17 protein-coding genes and 3 tRNA genes are annotated in these 17,995 nt (G+C 44.4%); 13 read left to right on the top strand and 7 right to left on the bottom strand.

The genetic code is table 11. The annotated features are described in order from the left end of the window. Nucleotide 1: 1 nt before the first annotated feature. The 10 genes from ccoO to ttcA all read left to right on the top strand — a co-directional run bounded on the left by ccoO (nt 2) and on the right by ttcA (nt 8,782). Nucleotides 2-628, top strand: coding sequence for a cytochrome-c oxidase, cbb3-type subunit II (gene ccoO, locus KO531_RS06980; protein WP_028759965.1), 627 nt, complete (start codon nt 2-4; stop codon nt 626-628). 11 nt (nt 629-639) lie between these two features. After that, nucleotides 640-816: a CcoQ/FixQ family Cbb3-type cytochrome c oxidase assembly chaperone gene (locus KO531_RS06975; RefSeq protein ID WP_006081605.1), complete on the top strand. Its 177-nt coding sequence runs from the start codon at nt 640-642 to the stop codon at nt 814-816. Further along, nucleotides 816-1,784 carry a cytochrome-c oxidase, cbb3-type subunit III gene (ccoP, locus tag KO531_RS06970; RefSeq protein ID WP_028759967.1) on the top strand — a complete coding sequence of 323 codons (969 nt, stop codon included), beginning with the start codon at nt 816-818 and terminating at the stop codon, nt 1,782-1,784. The genes KO531_RS06975 and ccoP overlap by 1 nt, the downstream gene beginning before the upstream one ends. A 110-nt stretch (nt 1,785-1,894) precedes the next feature. Then, complete coding sequence (locus tag KO531_RS06965) at nt 1,895-2,374, top strand: FixH family protein (RefSeq protein WP_105252481.1); 480 nt, start codon at nt 1,895-1,897, stop codon at nt 2,372-2,374. Between the two features lie 22 nt (nt 2,375-2,396). After that, complete coding sequence (locus KO531_RS06960; RefSeq protein ID WP_219250731.1) at nt 2,397-4,796, top strand: heavy metal translocating P-type ATPase metal-binding domain-containing protein; 2,400 nt, start codon at nt 2,397-2,399, stop codon at nt 4,794-4,796. 38 nt (nt 4,797-4,834) lie between these two features. Next, nucleotides 4,835-5,083: a cbb3-type cytochrome oxidase assembly protein CcoS gene (gene ccoS, locus KO531_RS06955; RefSeq protein WP_028759970.1), complete on the top strand. Its 249-nt coding sequence runs from the start codon at nt 4,835-4,837 to the stop codon at nt 5,081-5,083. Further along, nucleotides 5,080-5,772 (top strand): sulfite exporter TauE/SafE family protein, encoded by a 693-nt coding sequence (locus KO531_RS06950; protein ID WP_219250730.1) that lies wholly within the window; start codon nt 5,080-5,082, stop codon nt 5,770-5,772. The genes ccoS and KO531_RS06950 overlap by 4 nt, the downstream gene beginning before the upstream one ends. Nucleotides 5,773-5,827: 55 nt before the next feature. Then, the gene (gene etrA, locus KO531_RS06945) at nt 5,828-6,580 is read left to right on the top strand and encodes an electron transport transcriptional regulator EtrA (RefSeq protein ID WP_006081599.1); all 753 of its coding nucleotides are present in this window, start codon (nt 5,828-5,830) and stop codon (nt 6,578-6,580) included. A gap of 222 nt (nt 6,581-6,802) precedes the next feature. Further along, nucleotides 6,803-7,735 carry a universal stress protein UspE gene (gene uspE, locus KO531_RS06940; RefSeq protein WP_105252478.1) on the top strand — a complete coding sequence of 311 codons (933 nt, stop codon included), beginning with the start codon at nt 6,803-6,805 and terminating at the stop codon, nt 7,733-7,735. Nucleotides 7,736-7,813: 78 nt separating this feature from the next. Further along, nucleotides 7,814-8,782, top strand: a complete 969-nt coding sequence (gene ttcA / locus KO531_RS06935; protein WP_219250729.1) for a tRNA 2-thiocytidine(32) synthetase TtcA — start codon at nt 7,814-7,816, stop codon at nt 8,780-8,782. Between the two features lie 186 nt (nt 8,783-8,968). Here ttcA and KO531_RS06930 read toward each other — a convergent pair whose 3' ends face one another. Both KO531_RS06930 and KO531_RS06925 read right to left on the bottom strand, forming a co-directional pair. Then, entirely contained in the window at nt 8,969-9,592 is a 624-nt protein-coding gene (locus KO531_RS06930; RefSeq protein WP_219250728.1) for a DUF2987 domain-containing protein, read from the bottom strand. Continuing rightward, complete coding sequence (locus KO531_RS06925; RefSeq protein WP_219250727.1) at nt 9,585-10,397, bottom strand: glucosaminidase domain-containing protein; 813 nt, start codon at nt 10,395-10,397, stop codon at nt 9,585-9,587. Before KO531_RS06925 ends, KO531_RS06930 begins: the two co-directional genes overlap by 8 nt. A 310-nt stretch (nt 10,398-10,707) precedes the next feature. On the opposite strand from KO531_RS06925, the gene KO531_RS06920 reads away from it, so the two are divergent. Beyond that, a complete protein-coding gene (locus KO531_RS06920) occupies nt 10,708-11,628 on the top strand; it encodes a YvcK family protein (protein WP_219250726.1) in 921 nt (306 codons plus the stop codon). Between the two features lie 113 nt (nt 11,629-11,741). Here the strand turns inward: KO531_RS06920 and KO531_RS06915 are convergent, their stop codons facing one another. The 5 genes from KO531_RS06915 to KO531_RS06895 form a co-directional block, all read right to left on the bottom strand. Further along, complete coding sequence (locus tag KO531_RS06915; protein ID WP_028759977.1) at nt 11,742-12,935, bottom strand: amino acid aminotransferase; 1,194 nt, start codon at nt 12,933-12,935, stop codon at nt 11,742-11,744. A 393-nt stretch (nt 12,936-13,328) separates the two neighbouring features. Further along, nucleotides 13,329-13,415 (bottom strand) — tRNA-Leu (locus KO531_RS06910). Nucleotides 13,416-13,464: 49 nt separating this feature from the next. Next, a tRNA-Cys gene (locus KO531_RS06905) sits at nt 13,465-13,538 on the bottom strand. A 24-nt stretch (nt 13,539-13,562) separates the two neighbouring features. Next, nucleotides 13,563-13,638, bottom strand: a tRNA-Gly gene (locus KO531_RS06900). Between the two features lie 374 nt (nt 13,639-14,012). Then, nucleotides 14,013-15,446, bottom strand: a complete 1,434-nt coding sequence (locus KO531_RS06895) for a glyceraldehyde-3-phosphate dehydrogenase (RefSeq protein ID WP_028759978.1) — start codon at nt 15,444-15,446, stop codon at nt 14,013-14,015. Nucleotides 15,447-15,649: 203 nt separating this feature from the next. Here KO531_RS06895 and KO531_RS06890 point away from each other — a divergent pair, with 203 nt between their 5' ends. Both KO531_RS06890 and gap read left to right on the top strand, forming a co-directional pair. Continuing rightward, complete coding sequence (locus KO531_RS06890; RefSeq protein ID WP_219250725.1) at nt 15,650-16,549, top strand: DUF2989 domain-containing protein; 900 nt, start codon at nt 15,650-15,652, stop codon at nt 16,547-16,549. Nucleotides 16,550-16,750: 201 nt separating this feature from the next. Beyond that, entirely contained in the window at nt 16,751-17,761 is a 1,011-nt protein-coding gene (gap, locus tag KO531_RS06885) for a type I glyceraldehyde-3-phosphate dehydrogenase (RefSeq protein WP_006081590.1), read from the top strand. Nucleotides 17,762-17,995 lie beyond the last annotated feature (234 nt).

Raw genomic sequence — 17,995 nt, 5'->3', positions numbered from 1 at the left:
GATGAAATTTAATCATGAGATAGTTGAAAAAAACATCGGTTTGTTAGCGATTTTTACCGTTATCGCTATCAGCTTCGGTAGTCTCGTTGAAATCACACCGTTGATTTTTCAAAAAGATACGACTGAGCCAGTTGAAGGTTTAAAGCCATACACTGCCCTGCAAATTGAAGGTCGTGACATTTATGTTCGTGAAGGTTGTTATAACTGTCACAGCCAGATGATCCGTCCTTTACGTGCAGAAACTGAACGTTATGGTCACTACTCTGTCGCGGGCGAATCAGTTTGGGATCATCCATTCCAATGGGGTTCTAAGCGTACGGGTCCTGATCTTGCACGTGTTGGCGGTCGTTATAGCGATAAATGGCATGAAGTTCACTTAATCGATCCTCGTGCTGTAGTTCCTCAATCGAATATGCCAGGGTTCCCATGGTTAGCCGAAAACAAGTTAGACGGCAAACTAACGGGTGACAAGATGACTATCCTACGTAACCTGCATAAAGGCGGTTACAAAGGTAATGATCTTTATACCGATGAAGAAATCGCAGGCGCACAGCAGGCTGTTGCAGGTAAGACAGAAATGGACGCCTTGATTGCATATCTTCAGTCTTTGGGTCACGCACTCAAATAAGGAGGCAATATATGGATTACGGCACATTACAAGGCATTTTAACCATCATTGTGATGCTGACCTTCGTCGGTATATTTGCTTGGGCATATAGCTCGCGTCGTCAAAAATCATTTGATGAAGCAGCTAACCTTGTGTTTTCCGATGAGGAAGTCAGCAAGGTATCGAAGGACTCAGGAGAGAATAAGTGATGAGTAGCTTCTGGAGTGTTTGGATTACTGTACTCTCGTTAGTCGTGATCGCGGGTTGTTTTCTATTACTGCGTGTGTGTTCTAAGAACACCACTGACGTAAAAGAAGGCGAATCCATGGGTCACAGTTTCGACGGTATTGAAGAACTCAATAACCCACTGCCAAAATGGTGGAGTTATATGTTCTATATCACTATCGTGTTTGGCTTGATCTATTTGGCACTATTTCCTGGTTTAGGTAACTACAAAGGCTTATTAGGCTGGACGAGTTCTAACCAGAGTATCGGTACAGAGCATGGCATTAAAGCCGATTCTGCCGCAGCGATTGAGCTAGCAGCAAAAGAAGGTCTTTATGTTCAGTATGATCAAGAAGTAAAACACGCTGATGAAAAATATGGCCCAATCTTCGCGGCTTACTTGGCAACACCACTAGAAGAATTAGTGAAAAACCAAGAAGCGTTGAAAGTGGGTGGCCGTTTGTTCCTGCAAAACTGCGCTCAGTGCCATGGTTCTGATGCACGTGGTAGCAAAGGCTTCCCTAATCTTACCGATGGTGACTGGTTATATGGTGGTGAATTAGCCACGATTAAGACCACTATCATGGCAGGTCGTCATGGCATGATGCCACCCAAAGGTGGTTTGCCTATCGAAGATAGCGAGATTGCTGGTTTAGCTGAATACGTTGTTAAATTGTCTGGTCGTGAGCATGACGAGAAACTCGCTGCACAAGGTCAAGGCTCATTCATGAAAGGTTGTTTTGCGTGTCATGGTATGGACGCTAAAGGCAACAAGTTTATGGGTGCTCCTAACTTAACTGACGATGTTTGGTTATATGGCGGTAGCCGTGGCATGATCGAAGAGACCATTAAACATGGTCGCGCAGGTGTGATGCCAGCGTGGAAAGACGTTCTAGGTGAAGAGAAAGTTCACGTCATTACAGCTTATGTTTATAGCTTGTCAAACAAGTAATTAGGTATAAGTAACACTAAGGCCTCGAAGACTTCGAGGCCTTTTTTTTAAAGTGCTAAAACCGTCTTTTAACGGTAAAATGGCGCAAATTTTTTGAATGGGTATCTGACATGAGCGAACAACAAGCCTGGTATAAGCAGTTCTGGCCTTGGTTTTTAATTATTCTTCCTTTATGTGCCGTCGTCGCAAGTTTTACCACGCTAAAAATTGCCCTTACGAACTCGGACTCTTTAGTCGCCGAGGATTACTACAAAGATGGCAAAGCCATTAATATGGACTTAAGTAAAGTGAAGTATGCCAAACAAATAGGCATGAATTTTTCACTCGATCAAGCCAATAATGAGATTTTACTGACGCAGCAAGGGGGACCTGCATATCAAGCCGCCTTGAAAGTCGAGTTCTATCATCCAACCATTGCCGACAGAGATATGAAACTCACTGCGACGGCCGATGCCAGCAATGTGTATCGCATTAGCATCCCTACTACCCTAACTGGCCCTTGGGAAGTACGCCTCGAAAGTTACGACGGTAAATGGCGAATTCACCAACGCGTTGAATTAAAAGATCACGTCCAACTTTGGCTGAATTGATTGTGGTTAAATAAGTAGCGCTATGACGTATCCAAGTTGTTTTCACTGCCAAGAGCCCGTTCTGACGGGCCAGCAGTTTGTAACTCGCATTAATGACCGTGATGAACTTATGTGTTGCCCTGGCTGTCAGGCGGTTTCTCAAGCGATTGTCGATGCGGGATTACTCAGTTATTACAAGTTCCGCACTGAGCCTGGCAATAAACAGAATGCCCTGGTCCCCGAAGCATTAACGCAATTTAGCGCCTATGACTTGCCCGAAGTGCAGCAAGACTTTGTGCATTCTGAGGACAATGTCGAATCAGTATCACTCTCCATCGATGGTATCACCTGTGCCGCCTGTGCTTGGTTAATTGAACACAAAGTCAAACAACTCGCGGGCGTGAGCCAAGTGCTAGTCAACTCAACTACCCAACGCGCAATGATCAGTTGGGATAAACGCAAGGTAAAACTTAGCGATATTCTCGGACAAATTAGTCGTATTGGCTATCAAGCCGCGCCCTACCAAGTTGACGAACAAGAGCTCAACAATAAACTCAATAGTCGCAAATTTTTACTGCGTTTAGGCTTAGCTGGCTTTGCGACTATGCAAGTCATGATGTTCGCCCTCGCCCTTTATACTGGCTACTTCACCGATTTAGACGTGCAGTATCGGGACTATTTCCGCTGGGTCAGCATGATTTTTGCCACGCCTGTGGTGCTTTATTCGGCGCAACCCTTCTATTTTAGCGCCATTCGTACCCTGCTCAGCGGCAAACTCAATATGGATGTGTCTGTTTCGATTGCCATTGGTGGTGCCTATACCGCAAGCTGTTTTGCCACAGTGAATGGCACAGGCGAAGTGTATTTTGAATCCGTATCCATGTTTACATTCTTTTTGTTACTTGGGCGTTACTTCGAGCAAAAGGCAAGACAAAAGGCCTCGGTCAGCTCCAGTAATTTACATAAATTGGTGCCGCTCACTGCACACTTAGTCACCGAAAATGGTCAAGAAGAAATTCCGGCCAAAAAGTTACGCCTCAATGATGTGATCCTTGTGAAACCAGGGGAAATGGTTGCGGCCGATGGTGTGGTGATTGAAGGCCACACAAATATCAATGAAGCTATGCTCACAGGTGAGCAAATGCCCATTGAAAAACAGCAAGATCAGCAAGTGTACGCTGGTACTATCAACGTCGACCAACCGATAAAAGTTAAAGTTACCGCATTGGGGCAAGACCAACTCGTGGCTGAAATTATTCGACTGCAGGAACTGGCATCCAATACAAAACCTGCGATAGCCCTATTAGCCGATAAATTATCCCGCTATTTCTCGGGTACGATTCTAACAATCGCGACGATCACCTATTTGGTTTGGCAACAGATTTCCCCAGAGGATGCCTTTTGGGTAACGCTATCGGTTCTGGTCGCGACTTGTCCTTGTGCCTTAGCGCTAGCGACACCGACCGCCGTCACCTGTGCAACCGCCATTTTTACCCGTCTTGGGATCATTACCCGCAAAGCCGGCGTATTTGAAAAACTGCCGCAGATTAAGCATGTGGTCTTTGATAAAACTGGCACCCTTACCTGTGGTACGCTCTCTATCGGGCAAACGCAGTGCATGGCCGATTTAACAAAGACGCAGGCCTTAGCTATTGCCGCAGCGCTGGAAACGGGCTCTCGTCATCCGATTGCGGCTGCATTTGCCCTATTTGCCGATAATACCTTGGTCGCAGAACAAGTTCACCATGAAGTCGGCTTTGGTGTTCGAGGCCGTATCGAGGGGACTGATTATTTAATTGGTAATGCTGTATTTACTGGTGCACGTGTCGATACTCAGGACCCAACCCAAAAGATTTGGTTAGCACGCTCAGCCAATGAGCAGCTTGAAGTGCTTGCAAGTTTTGAGATCCAAGACAATATTCGTCAAGACAGTAAGGCCACGATTGAGATATTAAAGCAACAAGGTTGCCGCATTAGTATCGCCAGCGGCGATAGCTCCGGACATGTGCATCAATTGGCCAAAGAGCTGGGAATTGAAGATGTGCACAGCGGATTAACCCCCGCGGGTAAACTTGCCCTAGTAACGAAATTACAACAGCATACTCGCGTGGCGATGTTTGGCGATGGCATCAATGATGCGCCAGTACTTGCGGGGGCTGATTTGTCGGTCGCCATGGGCAGTGGCAGTGCGATTGCCAAAAACAGTGCCGATTTGATTTTACTGGGCGATCATCTATCCCGTTTCACCCAAGCTGTCGCGGTCGCTAAACTGACCACGCAAATTATTAAACAAAATTTAGCGTGGGCGCTGGGTTACAACGCCCTTATCTTGCCTTTAGCTGTCACTGGTCATGTGGCACCTTATATTGCCGCGATTGGCATGTCGGCGAGTTCTTTGATTGTGGTCGGTAATAGCCTGAGATTATTACGGGTAAAAGTGTGATCATAATAAAACGTTTAACCAGATAGTAAGAGGTCATTATGGAAATTATTTATGTGCTTATCCCCATTGCCATGATCTTCGTCGCCATTGCGGTAATGGTATTTTTCTGGGCAGTGAAATCTGAGCAATTTGACGATCTTGACCGTCAAAGTGTTTCTATATTGTTTGATGAAAATACTGATAAACCTGGCCATCTAGCCACCCCCGCCATTCAGTCAACAGCAGAACATGATGACATCGCAGCGCAGCAAGCGATAAAAAATCAGCAAAAAGGCATGCCTTTGTGATTGAGTACAATGTCACCGGTGCCTTTCTCGTCGGCTTGATGGGAGCGGCACATTGTTTTGGTATGTGTGGCGGTTTAGTGGGCGCGTTTTCCGCCCAAATCCCTCATCCTAAAATAGGTAACCAGCTGGCCCATCAGCTTAAATATTTACTGAGTTACAATTTAGGCCGTATTTTAAGTTACACCTTAGCGGGCGGCTTAGTGGGCGCATCGTCGGCAGGTCTTGGTCACTTATTTGAGCTGGATATTTATCTGATTGTCCTGCGCATGATTGCCGGACTGATGATGATCGCAACAGGACTTTACATCGCTAAAATTTGGGTTGGAATAGTGCAAATTGAGCGTGTAGGTCAATGGCTATGGCAATATTTAAAACCGCTAGCGCAGCGTCTTGTTCCAATCAAGAATCCGAGCCAAGCAGTCATGGCGGGATTCATTTGGGGCTGGCTCCCCTGCGGCCTCGTCTATAGCACCTTAACTTGGTCGGTTGCATCTGGCTCTGCCAGCCAAGGCGCCTTGATTATGTTAGCCTTTGGCTTGGGTACTTTACCCGCCCTATTAAGCGCTGGCATGGCGGCAAAACGCCTTGCTGCATGGGTACAAAAGAAAACCGTTAGACTATTGAGCGGCTTACTGTTAATTGCCTTTGGTGGTCAAACTTTATATATCGCACTCGCGCAGCTAAACTAGCCCAAGTGAGTGAATTGGTTTAACATGGTTGCAGTGGATAAACTTGAGAATCAACATGACAATTGAACAAAATAAGAATCGTCGTCCTGCCGCTAGCGGATGCACAATCCATTGTCACGATTGCAGTATGGGTACCCTTTGTATTCCTTTTACCCTCAATGCAAGTGAGCTAGATCAGCTCGATGATATTATTGAGCGTAAAAAGCCAATTCAGAAAGGCGAGCAAATTTTTAAGTCAGGAGATGCGTTGAAATCCCTGTTTGCGATCCGCTCTGGCACCATCAAAAGTTACACTATTACCGAGCAAGGTGATGAGCAGATAACTGGCTTCCATCTTGCGGGTGATGTGATTGGTTTTGATGGTATTCACGCTCAGTTACATCAGAGTTTTGCACAGGCCCTCGAAACCTCTATGGTTTGTGAAATCCCCTTTAATATCCTCGATGAACTTTCGGGCACTATGCCTAAGTTACGTCAGCAGATCATGCGTCTAATGAGTAATGAGATCATGAGCGATCAAGAAATGATCCTGCTACTCAGTAAGAAAAATGCCGAAGAACGTCTGGCTGCATTTATCAGCAATTTAGCAAATCGTTTCGGCAGTCGTGGTTTCTCACCTAAAGAATTCCGTTTAACCATGACCCGCGGTGACATTGGCAATTATCTCGGTTTAACCGTTGAAACCATCAGCCGCTTACTTGGACGCTTCCAAAAGTCAGGCTTGATTGAGGTTAAGGGTAAGTACATCACTATCCTCGACTCGCAAGAGCTAAATCTGTTAGCGGGTAATTCTCGCATCGCGAGATAGTCAATCGCAAGAGCATTAACCGTGAGAGGTCAAGCCTAAATAATTGTCGCCAATAGCATAACAGTTTAATGGTAAAAACTGTGCTTACTAGACATGTCATGCAGATTAAGGCATGATTTTTAAGCGAGTTTTAATCAATTTCAAATGAGTTTGATCTAGAACAATACAGCTCACTGCCAAAGGCTCATGATGATATTGAGCCTATGACTAAAGGAACCTCCCATGAAGGATTATCAAAAAATACTGGTTGTGGTTGACCCTACCACTGAGAATCAAGTTGCCCTTGCACGAGCGGTCGCCTTGGCCAGTAAATGCAACGCTCAAGTCACTGTGTTTCTTTCTATCTTCGACTTCTCTTACGAAATGACTTCGATTTTGTCGAATCAAGAACGCGAAGCCATGCGTCAAGGTGTCATAGATCAACGGCTCGCTTGGATCCAAGACTTACTCGCCGCTTATACTCATCTGCAACTCAATATCGATACTCAAGTCATTTGGCATAATCGCCCCTTTGAAAGCATTATTAATCATGCTATTTCAGGGCAATACGATTTGATTGTTAAAGGCACCCATGCCCACGACAAACTCAAGGCGGTGATCTTCACTCCAACTGATTGGCATTTAATGCGTAAAGCCCCTGTGCCAGTGTTGATGGTGAAAGCCCATGACTGGCCAGCCGCGGGCAAAATCCTCTGTGCTGTGAATGTGGCAACCGAAGATACCGATCATCAAATGCTTAACGGTAAAATTATTGAACATGCAAAAGATTTGGCGAAAAAGTTCTCTGCTGAAGTACATTTAGTCAATGGTTATCCCGGCACGCCAGTTAACCTAGCCATTGAGCTTCCTGACTTTGATGCCCAGTCATACAACGAAACCATTCGCATGCAGCATGAGCAGCGCGTGAGTTATCTTGCGGGCGCTTATGATATTAATCCAAGTCATTGCCATGTAAAAGAAGGTTTACCAGAGGATGTGATCCCTGAGCTGGCTGAAAAACTTGATGCTGAATTGGTGATCCTAGGGACTGTCGGTCGTACCGGATTTTCAGCAGCATTGATAGGCAATACCGCTGAACATGTTATCGATAGCATCAACTGCGATTTATTGGCTATAAAGCCCGACGGTTATAAATCACCGTTAGAAGAAGCCTAAGCAATACGCGGCTCTTTACCCCGCCAAAGATAGCTGGAATAATACGCGCCCTGAAACTGTGTTACTGGGCGCTTTTTTATGCTTGAAGCTATATCTGAAGTTACGGTAAATCCTATGCCGGAAGAATTATCAAAAAAACAAACTACCCGTCTGAATAAATTACAGAAGCGGCTTCGTCGTGAAGTGGGTAGCGTGATTGCCGATTACAATATGATTGAAGATGGCGATAAGATCATGTGCTGCCTCAGTGGTGGTAAAGACAGCTACGCCATGCTCGATATTTTGATGAATCTGCAGCAACGCGCGCCCATTCAGTTTGAAATCATTGCGGTTAATTTAGATCAGAAACAACCAGGCTTCCCTGAGCATGTATTGCCCGCCTATCTCGATAAGCTCAATGTGCCTTATCACATCCTCGAGAAAGATACCTACTCGATAGTGAAAGACAAAATTCCGGAAGGTAAAACCACCTGCTCCCTATGCTCTCGCCTGCGCCGCGGAACGCTTTATGGCTTTGCTCAGCGTATCGGCGCCACTAAAATCGCTCTAGGCCATCACAGGGATGACATTATCGAGACCTTGTTCTTAAATATGTTCTTTGGCGGTAAAATGAAAGCAATGCCGCCAAAGCTGCTGTCGGATGATGGCGCTAATATCGTCATACGTCCCCTAGCCTATTGTCGCGAGAAAGATCTCGAAGAATATGCCAGCTTAAAAGAATTTCCAATCATTCCATGCAACTTGTGTGGCTCACAGGAAAACTTAAAGCGCGCCGCAGTCAAAGACATGCTAAATCAATGGGATAAACAATACCCAGGCCGCATTGAAACAATATTCACCGCCATGCAAAACACCGCACCATCACAGGGTGTTGACCGTGAGCAATTCGACTTTGTGTCTCTAACACGTGACCCAGATGCGCCTATGCGTGGTGATGTTGCTGAAGCCAATCTACCTGCATTCGATTTTCTTGATATCGCCAATAGCGGTCGTATCGATTTGGATACAGCAAAACGCATTGATATTGTTAACACTTACGAAGTCTAACTTAGACTGAATTTAGCGCCCTAGTCAGTATGAGAAGTTAACGCAACGAAAGTAAACAAGATAAATTAGCACAACAAAAATGCCCACTTAATGTGGGCATTTTTATGGCTACAGAATAAGTTTATCTTTGAGCCAGCGCTTGTGAATCGCTTATTTCAAGACGCCTATTCAAAGATACAAAGATGATTACTTCACCCAAGGACTCAGCACTAATGGCTGGGCACTGAAGCTTAGCGTGGTGATGCTTTCAAGCTCATTAGCGGCTAATTTATAACTGCCTTTTATCGCTTCTTCACGGCCATTAAGGCGTACATAGACTTCTTGTTCAGGTGAGAATTCAAAGTTTAAGCCAGTAATGGATTCCCTAAAATAACGCATCGGGAAGCCTTGCATAGCACCGAGCAGCGTGTCCATCTCAGTCATGATTTGTTGTAAGCGCGTTTTATCGTACTCGGCTAATGTCTGTTTTGCTCTAACTTGCATTGCAATACCACATCCCTCAGCGCTGCCAGCGAAATGCAGATTAACCAAGGCTCGCTGATCTTTTAAATCATCATCTAAGGGAATGAACAACCGCTGAGCATCAGTATACGTCAGTGGCGTTGAGGTTTTTTCACTGGAAATGGAACCACTTTGGATCAAACAATTCTTTTGCATTGGAACACTAAAAGCCACTTCCACGAGTTGATAACCGCCTTTATTGACTTGTTTCAACCTATCATAAAAGCCTTTATATTCAAGGGATACAGTTTCTGCAGCGGCGCTAGTTGCCAAAAAAAACAGGCTACTAAACAACAGTTTTTTATACATCGACATTCACCAAATATTTTTCATTATGACGTAACATATCAAGCAGCTCATCAATATAAGCTTCTTGTCTTTCAGAATAATTCACTAAACCGTAAATCAATTGATCCGCTGTTGGCTCTAGCTCCTGTGAACGTAAATCTGCTCGAATAGAGCGAAATAACGCATAGGCAGTATTAGAGTTTAAATTACGCATATAGGATGAAACCGATTCATCGACCGATGAAAACACTTTCACCTCATGACTTTTACCCGAACCACGTGAGGACGGCACTATGCCGCAGCCAGCAGTAAAACACCATTCACCAAAAAAGTTAAAACCTTCTCTGGCAAAACGTGAACTACCCCAACCCGATTCATTCGCAGCTTGAATTAACACCATAGATTCCGGCACGATATCGACACGTTTAAGTAAGCTTGCTAATGACTTAGCATCTACGTTACGCGCCGCATATTGGTATTTATCAAGTAACGCATTGATCTGCGCTAATTCGGTATCAGATAAACTCTTACCATTATCGACTAAGGCAAGCATCTCATTGATAAAGCCACGCTCCATCAAGATAATGGCATTCTGTTGCTGAACAATCGGCCGCAGGAAATCAAAAAAAGCTTTCTTCTTTTCGGTAATGTCGCTGATCGCTGAAAAGTCAGGGACTTGCGTAACAGGATCGACATCGCTAACGAATTGGGGCGCAATAGCGGATGAGTCACTCGAGTGAGGAATGATCCAAACTCGTAATGCAAAAATCGCCACTATGACCATGGCTAATGCCAATGTAAACGAACCGATTCTACCCGTTTTCAATCATTCACCTTAGGTGTAACGCCCTTATTGGGCAAATAAAGGCCGGATTATAAGCTATTTATCAGATTTCACGAAATTTGCCCATCATCATGATCACGAACTCAGGTACAATATTACGCCTGAGGCACCATTATCGAGTCGAGCTTGCTATTACGCCGTCATTTATAGATGCAAGCATTTGACTGAGTATTTATACTAAGGTTCCTTAGCGTTATCACCATTGCACAACGGCTCATGAGTCATCCCGCTTATAGCGACAATGGATGGCTATGACATTAAATTTTCGGGTATTCAGGAAGGAAAAACCCAGATGCAGCATTTGATGTTTAATCAATTTGAACGTGTCGTCGCCATCGGAGGAGGCCATGGTTTAGGCCGAGTATTATCCTCGCTCGATTTTTTAGGCAACCGCCTTACAGGGATTGTCGCCACCACTGATAATGGTGGTTCTACTGGTCGACTGAGAGCCGAGCAAGACTGTATTGCTTGGGGTGATTTACGTAACTGCTTATCCCATTTAGCTAATCGTCCTTCCGTTGGCTCGCAATTGTTCGAATATCGTTTCCAAGGTGCCACTGAACTCAGTGGCCATAATTTAGGTAATTTAATTTTACTGGCTCTTGATCAACTCTGCGTTCGTCCATTAGAAGCGGTTAATCTCATCCGTAACTTACTTAAGATAGAAACCCAACTTATTCCCATGTCAGAGCAGCCCACTCACTTAGTGGCCCTGCAAGCCTGTGGCAGTAAAGTCTTTGGGGAGATCAATGTCGACAGTATGGATGAAGCGCCTATCGCGCTCTGCCTTGAGCCACAGGTCGATGCCACCTTTGAAGCCTGTGAGGCAGTTCGGCACGCAAATTTAGTTATTCTAGGCCCTGGCAGCTTCTTAACCAGTATCATGCCGCCGCTGCTGTTACCTAAGTTCGCGAAAAGCCTCGCTGCTACTAAAGCACAGGTGATCTTTATCGATAACCTTGCCGAAGAGGCCTCACCCGCAGGTCGGTTTAGCATTGAGCAACGTATCGCTTGGTGTCACCAAGTGATTGGCAAACCCATTATTCACAAAGTACTTCGCCACGGTGAACAAACGCGTTTAGGGCCACTGATCAACTATTTTCCGTTGAAGAACCGCCATAATCCCAATCTACATGATCAAGCTAATTTATTAGATGCATTAAGCGCCCTGCTGCGGATCAATGATCTCACTCAACAACCGCTTGCCTGCTAACGCTTACCTGTTAATCATTCAATCGAAATAATAAAGGACAGCAAGTGCTGTCCTTTATATTGTAAAGCTAAAAGGAATGTCCCTTTAGTCTGTCTATAAGGCTGCAATAACCATTACAACACTTGTGCTATGGCTTTACAGATAACAGGCATATTCGTCTTAGTCATGCCTGCAACGCTAATGCGTCCAGAGCCGACAATATAAACACCAAATTCGTCTTTCAAACGTGCCACTTGGGCTTTGTTTAAACCTGAGAAACTGAACATGCCATTTTGGCGAGAAATAAAACTGAAGTCCTGAGTCACGCCCTCAGCCTTTAAGCTATCAACAAACAGAGTACGCATTTCGGCGATACGTTCACGCATCTCTTTGACTTCCTGCACCCACATGGCTTTCAGAGCTGCATCATTTAATATCGTGCTGACGATCAGTGCGCCGTGGGCTGGCGGATTAGAATAGTTGGCGCGTATGGTACGTTTCACTTGGCTAAAAGCACGTACGGCAGCATCAGCATCTTCAGCCACCACAGTCACGGCGCCAATACGCTCGTTGTATAGACCAAAGTTTTTAGAGAAAGAGTTAGCGACCAGTAACTCAGACACTTTAGACGCGACTAAACGCAGACCTGCCGCATCTTCTTCAATGCCAGCACCAAAACCTTGATAAGCAAAGTCAAACAGTGGTACGAGTTTCTTATCAGCACACAATTGAGCAACAAGTTCCCATTGCGCCAACGTTAAATCGATACCCGTTGGGTTATGGCAGCAACCGTGTAGCAGCACGACATCACCCGCATTCGCGTTAGATAAATCAGTCATCATGGTATCGAAATCGATGTCATGGGCTTCTGCTTTGTAATAACCGTACTCTTTAACCGTTAAACCCGCCGTTTCAAAAATATTCTGATGGTTAGCCCACGTTGGATTACTCACCCAAATCGTGTGCGAATCGGTATTACGCAGTAAAAACTCAGCAGCAATACGCAGTGCTCCTGTACCACCTGGAGCTTGCGCTGTGGCAGCACGGCCAGAAGAAATTAATGCACTGCCTTCGCCGAACAACAATGTTTGTACTACACGGTTATAAGCTTGAACGCCTTCAATGCCTAAGTAGTTTTTGGTCTTCTCTTGCTCAAGTAAAATGGCCTCGGCTTTTTTCACTGAAGCCAGAACGGGAGTCTGTCCAGCCTCATCCTTATAAATGCCAACACCAAGATTAACTTTATCCTGACGCGGATCAGCTTTAAAGGTATCGGTTAAACCAAGAATTGGATCAGCGGGTGCGAGTAATACTTGAGAGAAAATCATGACTACGTATCCTAATATGCGCGTGTAGGGGGAAATTTCGGCTTATTTATACCACTGTCTTTAAGGGGGTAATAGCGACTTAAGTCCCTTCTTAGGGAAATTATTACACTATTGTCGATTCAACAATAAAAAGTACATTTTATTACGCAATTATTACCAAAATAGTGACATTACTTAAATAAAGCGATTTACAACATCTAGATCACAAAATCACTCAGTTTTGTATTGTAGAAAAGAAACAGGTCAGAAGTCGCAATACTGAATGAGTAAAATAGTAGGCTTGGGCCTAACCAATCTATAGCTGTAGTGATACTAGATTAAGAATCATAAAATGTGGATGTAGAAGTTACAAAGCAAAAAAGCCCTGACATCAGTCAGGGCTTTTCTGTTTTTTGGTACCCGAGGCCAGACTTGAACTGGCACGCTGTTACCAGCGAGGGATTTTAAATCCCTTGTGTCTACCGATTCCACCACTCGGGCAAACTCTTTATATTAACAACTGGAATCGTGTCATTAATACTTTAATCTATGGAGGCGCGACCCGGAGTCGAACCGAGATCGACGGATTTGCAATCCGCAGCATAGCCATTCTGCCATCGCGCCCAAACTGCCAAATTTATTAAAATTTGGAGCGACATATCGGGTTCGAACCGATGACCTATACCTTGGCAAGGTATCGCTCTACCAACTGAGCTAATGTCGCCTATCATTGCGCTTAATCATTTGAACTCATGCTCGGCATGCTTTCCCCTGACTGCGGATTGGCATTCTACCGATTTAGACCTCAGAGTCAATCAACAATTTTTAAAAAATGATCTAAGCCGCATCGTTTGCCCAATAAACCGCCACACCTCAGTAAAGTTGATGTTTCATTCATCAATTTAGGCTTTTTTCCGATACTGATGCCGATGCTACCGCTAATTAAATGCGGCAGATAAACAAGGGATCATGGTGAGCTATGGAGTCGAGTCCAATAAAATTGTAGAAGTATAGAAAAACAAAAGCGCCCTATTGGGCGCTTTATTCAAAGGTTAGGCAAAGTCATTAATCACTCGAGCAAAAACTACATGGGCCAATTTACGCAGGTAGAGATAGCGTCGTTAAACCTAACATAGTTTGCATTACGCCAACCACTTGGCAACTGTAACCAAATTCGTTGTCATACCATACATAAAGAATGGCACGCTTGCCTTCTGCAATAGTCGCTTGTGAATCAACCACACCCGCGTAGCGAGAACCCACTAAATCGCTCGATACAATCTCAGTAGAGTCTGTATAGTCAATTTGATTTTGCAGTGGTGATTGTAGCGCCGTATCTTTCAGATACTCGTTAAGCTCATCTTTACTGGTTTCAGCATTCAGGTTCATGCTGATGATCGCCATAGAGACGTTAGGCGTCGGCACACGAATCGCGTTACCTGTTAACTTACCGGCTAATGCAGGTAAAGCTTTAGCAACCGCTTTTGCTGCACCCGTTTCAGTGATCACCATGTTTAATGGTGCACTACGGCCACGACGGTCAGCGGTATGATAGTTATCAATCAGGTTTTGATCGTTAGTATAAGAATGAATCGTTTCAACGTGACCATTCTCGATACCATATTTATCATTCACAGCTTTCAGTACTGGCGTAATAGCATTGGTGGTACAACTCGCCGCTGAAACGATAATGTCTTCTGGGGTAATATCGCCTTCGTTCACACCGTAAACGATGTTCTTAATCGCGCCTTTTGCAGGAGCCGTCAGTAATACTTTGCTGGCACCTGGACTCTTAAGGTGTAAACCAAGACCCGCTTCATCTTTCCAAATACCTGTATTATCAACAATCAATGCATCATTGATGTCGTATTTAGTGTAATCCACTTCGTCGGGTGAATTAGCATAGATCACTTGGATATAAGTGCCATTGGCTATGATGGCGTTGTTCTCTTCGTCAACTTCAACAGAACCATTGAAAGGACCATGGACTGAGTCACGACGCAGTAAACTCGCGCGTTTTTCTAAATCGCCTTTCTTACCGCCACGTAAAACGATAGCGCGTAACCTTAACTTATTGCTGCGACCTGTGCGTTCAATCAGCAAGCGTGCCAATAAGCGACCGATACGGCCAAAACCATAAAGCACGACGTCACGCGGCGCGACATCATCGGCATGGTCGATAGCATCGGCCAATTCTTTTGCCATATAGCTTTCAATTTCGCTGACATCAGTATGGTCGCGCCAGTAATTGACAGCGAGCTTACCAATATCCACTTTACATTGTTTAACTGCGAGTTTGCTCAAAGCTTGAACGAAGGGGAAACTCTCGCGTAAACGTAATTTTTCACCGACATGACGACGAACTAAACGGTGCGCTTTAATGATTTCAATCGTAGAAGCATTGAGTAACGGCTTGCCGTAGACCACGACTTCAACGCCTTGGTTACGGTACAACTTGCCTAACAAAGGCTGCATCGCCTCTGCCATTTCAAAACGTTCTTGCCAACTTTGTAGGTGTTTATCAGCGCTCATTTACAGATCCTTTATCTCACTTTTCAATAAAATGTACTGAAAGGTTTGAGTAACATGACGAAAAGACCAATAATCTAATGCGGGTTTTAGGGAAAACCCTGTTTTGGTCGGCGCCATTGTAATGAAAGTCGCGCTTTGTTGCCAGTAAGATATTTTCTGTAAATCTGTAATTTTATTAGAAAAATTATCGTTTGGAGAGTGTTTTGAGACAAAATCTAGTAATAATTACATCATTTACCTTAGGGATGAGCTTTTTCGGTCTTTTCGGTTGTGATAATGACCGAAATATCTCAGCAATTTGTAAAAATAATCCTGAAATTTGTGCCGATTTGCATAAGGATAGCTGGTGTTTGACTGAAAAGACCAAACTTATCCAAAACCGCTACAAGTTAAAAGACAACGAAAACCTCACAGGTAAGCAGCTCTACTCACAATTAACCTACCTTGAGGATTACAGCCGTTGCATTGAACTCGCCTCTGGCGTTCAGCATATCATCCACACCAATCGCACAGCTGATAGAGCCAGAGCCTTTAGACTAAGCACTCAAAATTTAAGTTTACTACAAGATCAAACCCGTGAACGGCAAGACCCTTTTATGTCCTATTACCAATGGACTCGCTTTGGCGATACCGCAGCGTTAAATAGATTATTAGAACAGGAAAACGCCGGCGAAGTGACTGATCCCTTTCTACTTGCCCAAGTCGCAACCTATTACAGCAATCGAAATGCCATCAAAGCGCAACAACTCTATCTTAAAGTCTTTGCGGAGATCCAATACGATGATTTCGACGTTAACTGGTTACTTGGGCTCGCATCTGCCTATCGCCAGCAACAGGTTTTAGATAAATCCTATATGCTGACGAAAGCAAATTTACTACTTACGCAGCAGAAGTATTCTGAAGAAAAAATGCTAGCCTTGCTCGGTGGCAATAAAACGCTGGCGACTGAACTCGATTTAAAAGCCCAAGCCCTAATTGATGTGTTAAAAAAGGGCACTTATTCTATGAGTCCAGTAAGACAATGGCTTGATCCTCAAGCGGTTGCCCAAGCGCCAACTGAAACCGAGGCTGTGCTGCCTGCGCCAGTCGAAAAAACAGACTAAGCAATCGATGGCAAAATGTTTGCCATCTTGTAATTTTTTACCCAATAAACGCGTAAAAAATGGCGATTTCGCGACCGATGTAAAAAAAATACCTAATTTGTTAATCAAGACAGCGGTAAAATGCCGATTTAACTTGACGATAGCTGTCAGTTTGGTAATTTTACTACCAGTTGAATTTTATAATCACCAGAGGGATATGAGATGACTATCCGTGTAGCAATAAATGGCTATGGCCGTATCGGTAGAAACGTATTACGCGCCTTGTACGAAAGCGAAAAAGCTTACCCAATCAAGATTGTCGCTATTAATGATTTAGGCGATGCTTCAATCAACGCTCACCTGACAAAATACGATTCTGTTCACGGTCGTTTCAATGCGAAAGTTGACCATGATGCCGAAGCCATTTATGTGAATGGCGATAAGATCCTCACTTTCCAAGAACGTGATCCTGCAAAACTGCCATGGGCTGAGTTGCAAGTTGACGTGGTTTTCGAATGTACTGGTATCTTCACTTCTAAAGAAACCGTTCAACCACATTTAACCGCTGGCGCGAAGAAAGTGATTATTTCTGCTCCAGGCAAAAACGTCGATGCCACTGTTGTTTACGGTGTGAACAACAATGTACTGACGTCAGACATGACAGTGATTTCAAATGCTTCTTGTACGACTAACTGTTTAGCCCCTTTTGCTAAGCCGTTAAATGACGAGATTGGTATCGAATCAGGCCTGATGACCACCATTCACGCTTATACCAACGATCAACGTTTATCTGACGTGTACCACACAGATTTACGTCGTGCCCGTGCTGCTGCACTGTCAATGATCCCAACTAAAACTGGCGCAGCTGCTGCTGTAGGTTTGGTTGTACCTGAATTACAAGGTAAATTCGACGGTTTAGCGGTTCGTGTACCTACAGTTAACGTATCACTCGTGGATTTATCTTTCATCGCTGCCCGTGACACGACAGTTGAAGAAGTAAATGCCATTATTGAACGTGCTGCCAGCGTTGCGCCATTGAGCGAAGTGTTAGCAGTAAACAAAGAGCCATTGGTGTCTATCGACTTTAACCACAATGCGTTTTCTTCAAACTTTGACGCCACTCAAACCCGTGTGAACGGTCGTTTAGTGAAAGTGATGTCTTGGTATGATAACGAATGGGGATTCAGTAACCGTATGTTAGATAACGCGGTTGCACTGATGAACGCCAAGTAAGTAAGCGTAAAGTAATCTAGTCACTAGATTCTGCGTTACTCAATTAAGCCTCGCATTTGCGGGGCTTTTTATTGCCTTAGTTTTAATAAAAACAACAGACATAAAAAATCCCCACGCTATGGTCTGTCTCTTGATCACATCTTTTGCTCAAGAGACAAGGCTAGCTGGTAACCTTCAAGGATGGTTTGCAGTTTAAACCATCCTTGCCATAACCTTTCCCAGCCCACAATTCCG

The organism is Shewanella sp. NKUCC06_TVS (genome assembly GCF_019345515.1).
Taxonomy (GTDB): domain Bacteria; phylum Pseudomonadota; class Gammaproteobacteria; order Enterobacterales; family Shewanellaceae; genus Shewanella; species Shewanella oncorhynchi.
Note: the sequence above shows the minus strand (reverse complement) of the source record. Positions and strands in the feature narration are given on the sequence as shown.

Excerpts from the sequence above, each read along its gene's own strand:
- ccoO (WP_028759965.1), top strand. The coding sequence starts at position 2 with ATGAAATTTAATCATGAGATAGTTGAAAAAAACATCGGTTTGTTAGCG.
- KO531_RS06975 (WP_006081605.1), top strand. The coding sequence starts at position 640 with ATGGATTACGGCACATTACAAGGCATTTTAACCATCATTGTGATGCTG.
- ccoP (WP_028759967.1), top strand. The coding sequence starts at position 816 with ATGAGTAGCTTCTGGAGTGTTTGGATTACTGTACTCTCGTTAGTCGTG.
- KO531_RS06965 (WP_105252481.1), top strand. The coding sequence starts at position 1,895 with ATGAGCGAACAACAAGCCTGGTATAAGCAGTTCTGGCCTTGGTTTTTA.
- KO531_RS06960 (WP_219250731.1), top strand. The coding sequence starts at position 2,397 with ATGACGTATCCAAGTTGTTTTCACTGCCAAGAGCCCGTTCTGACGGGC.
- ccoS (WP_028759970.1), top strand. The coding sequence starts at position 4,835 with ATGGAAATTATTTATGTGCTTATCCCCATTGCCATGATCTTCGTCGCC.
- etrA (WP_006081599.1), top strand. The coding sequence starts at position 5,828 with ATGACAATTGAACAAAATAAGAATCGTCGTCCTGCCGCTAGCGGATGC.
- uspE (WP_105252478.1), top strand. The coding sequence starts at position 6,803 with ATGAAGGATTATCAAAAAATACTGGTTGTGGTTGACCCTACCACTGAG.
- ttcA (WP_219250729.1), top strand. The coding sequence starts at position 7,814 with ATGCTTGAAGCTATATCTGAAGTTACGGTAAATCCTATGCCGGAAGAA.
- KO531_RS06930 (WP_219250728.1), bottom strand. The coding sequence starts at position 9,592 with ATGTATAAAAAACTGTTGTTTAGTAGCCTGTTTTTTTTGGCAACTAGC.
- KO531_RS06920 (WP_219250726.1), top strand. The coding sequence starts at position 10,708 with ATGCAGCATTTGATGTTTAATCAATTTGAACGTGTCGTCGCCATCGGA.
- KO531_RS06915 (WP_028759977.1), bottom strand. The coding sequence starts at position 12,935 with ATGATTTTCTCTCAAGTATTACTCGCACCCGCTGATCCAATTCTTGGT.
- KO531_RS06895 (WP_028759978.1), bottom strand. The coding sequence starts at position 15,446 with ATGAGCGCTGATAAACACCTACAAAGTTGGCAAGAACGTTTTGAAATG.
- gap (WP_006081590.1), top strand. The coding sequence starts at position 16,751 with ATGACTATCCGTGTAGCAATAAATGGCTATGGCCGTATCGGTAGAAAC.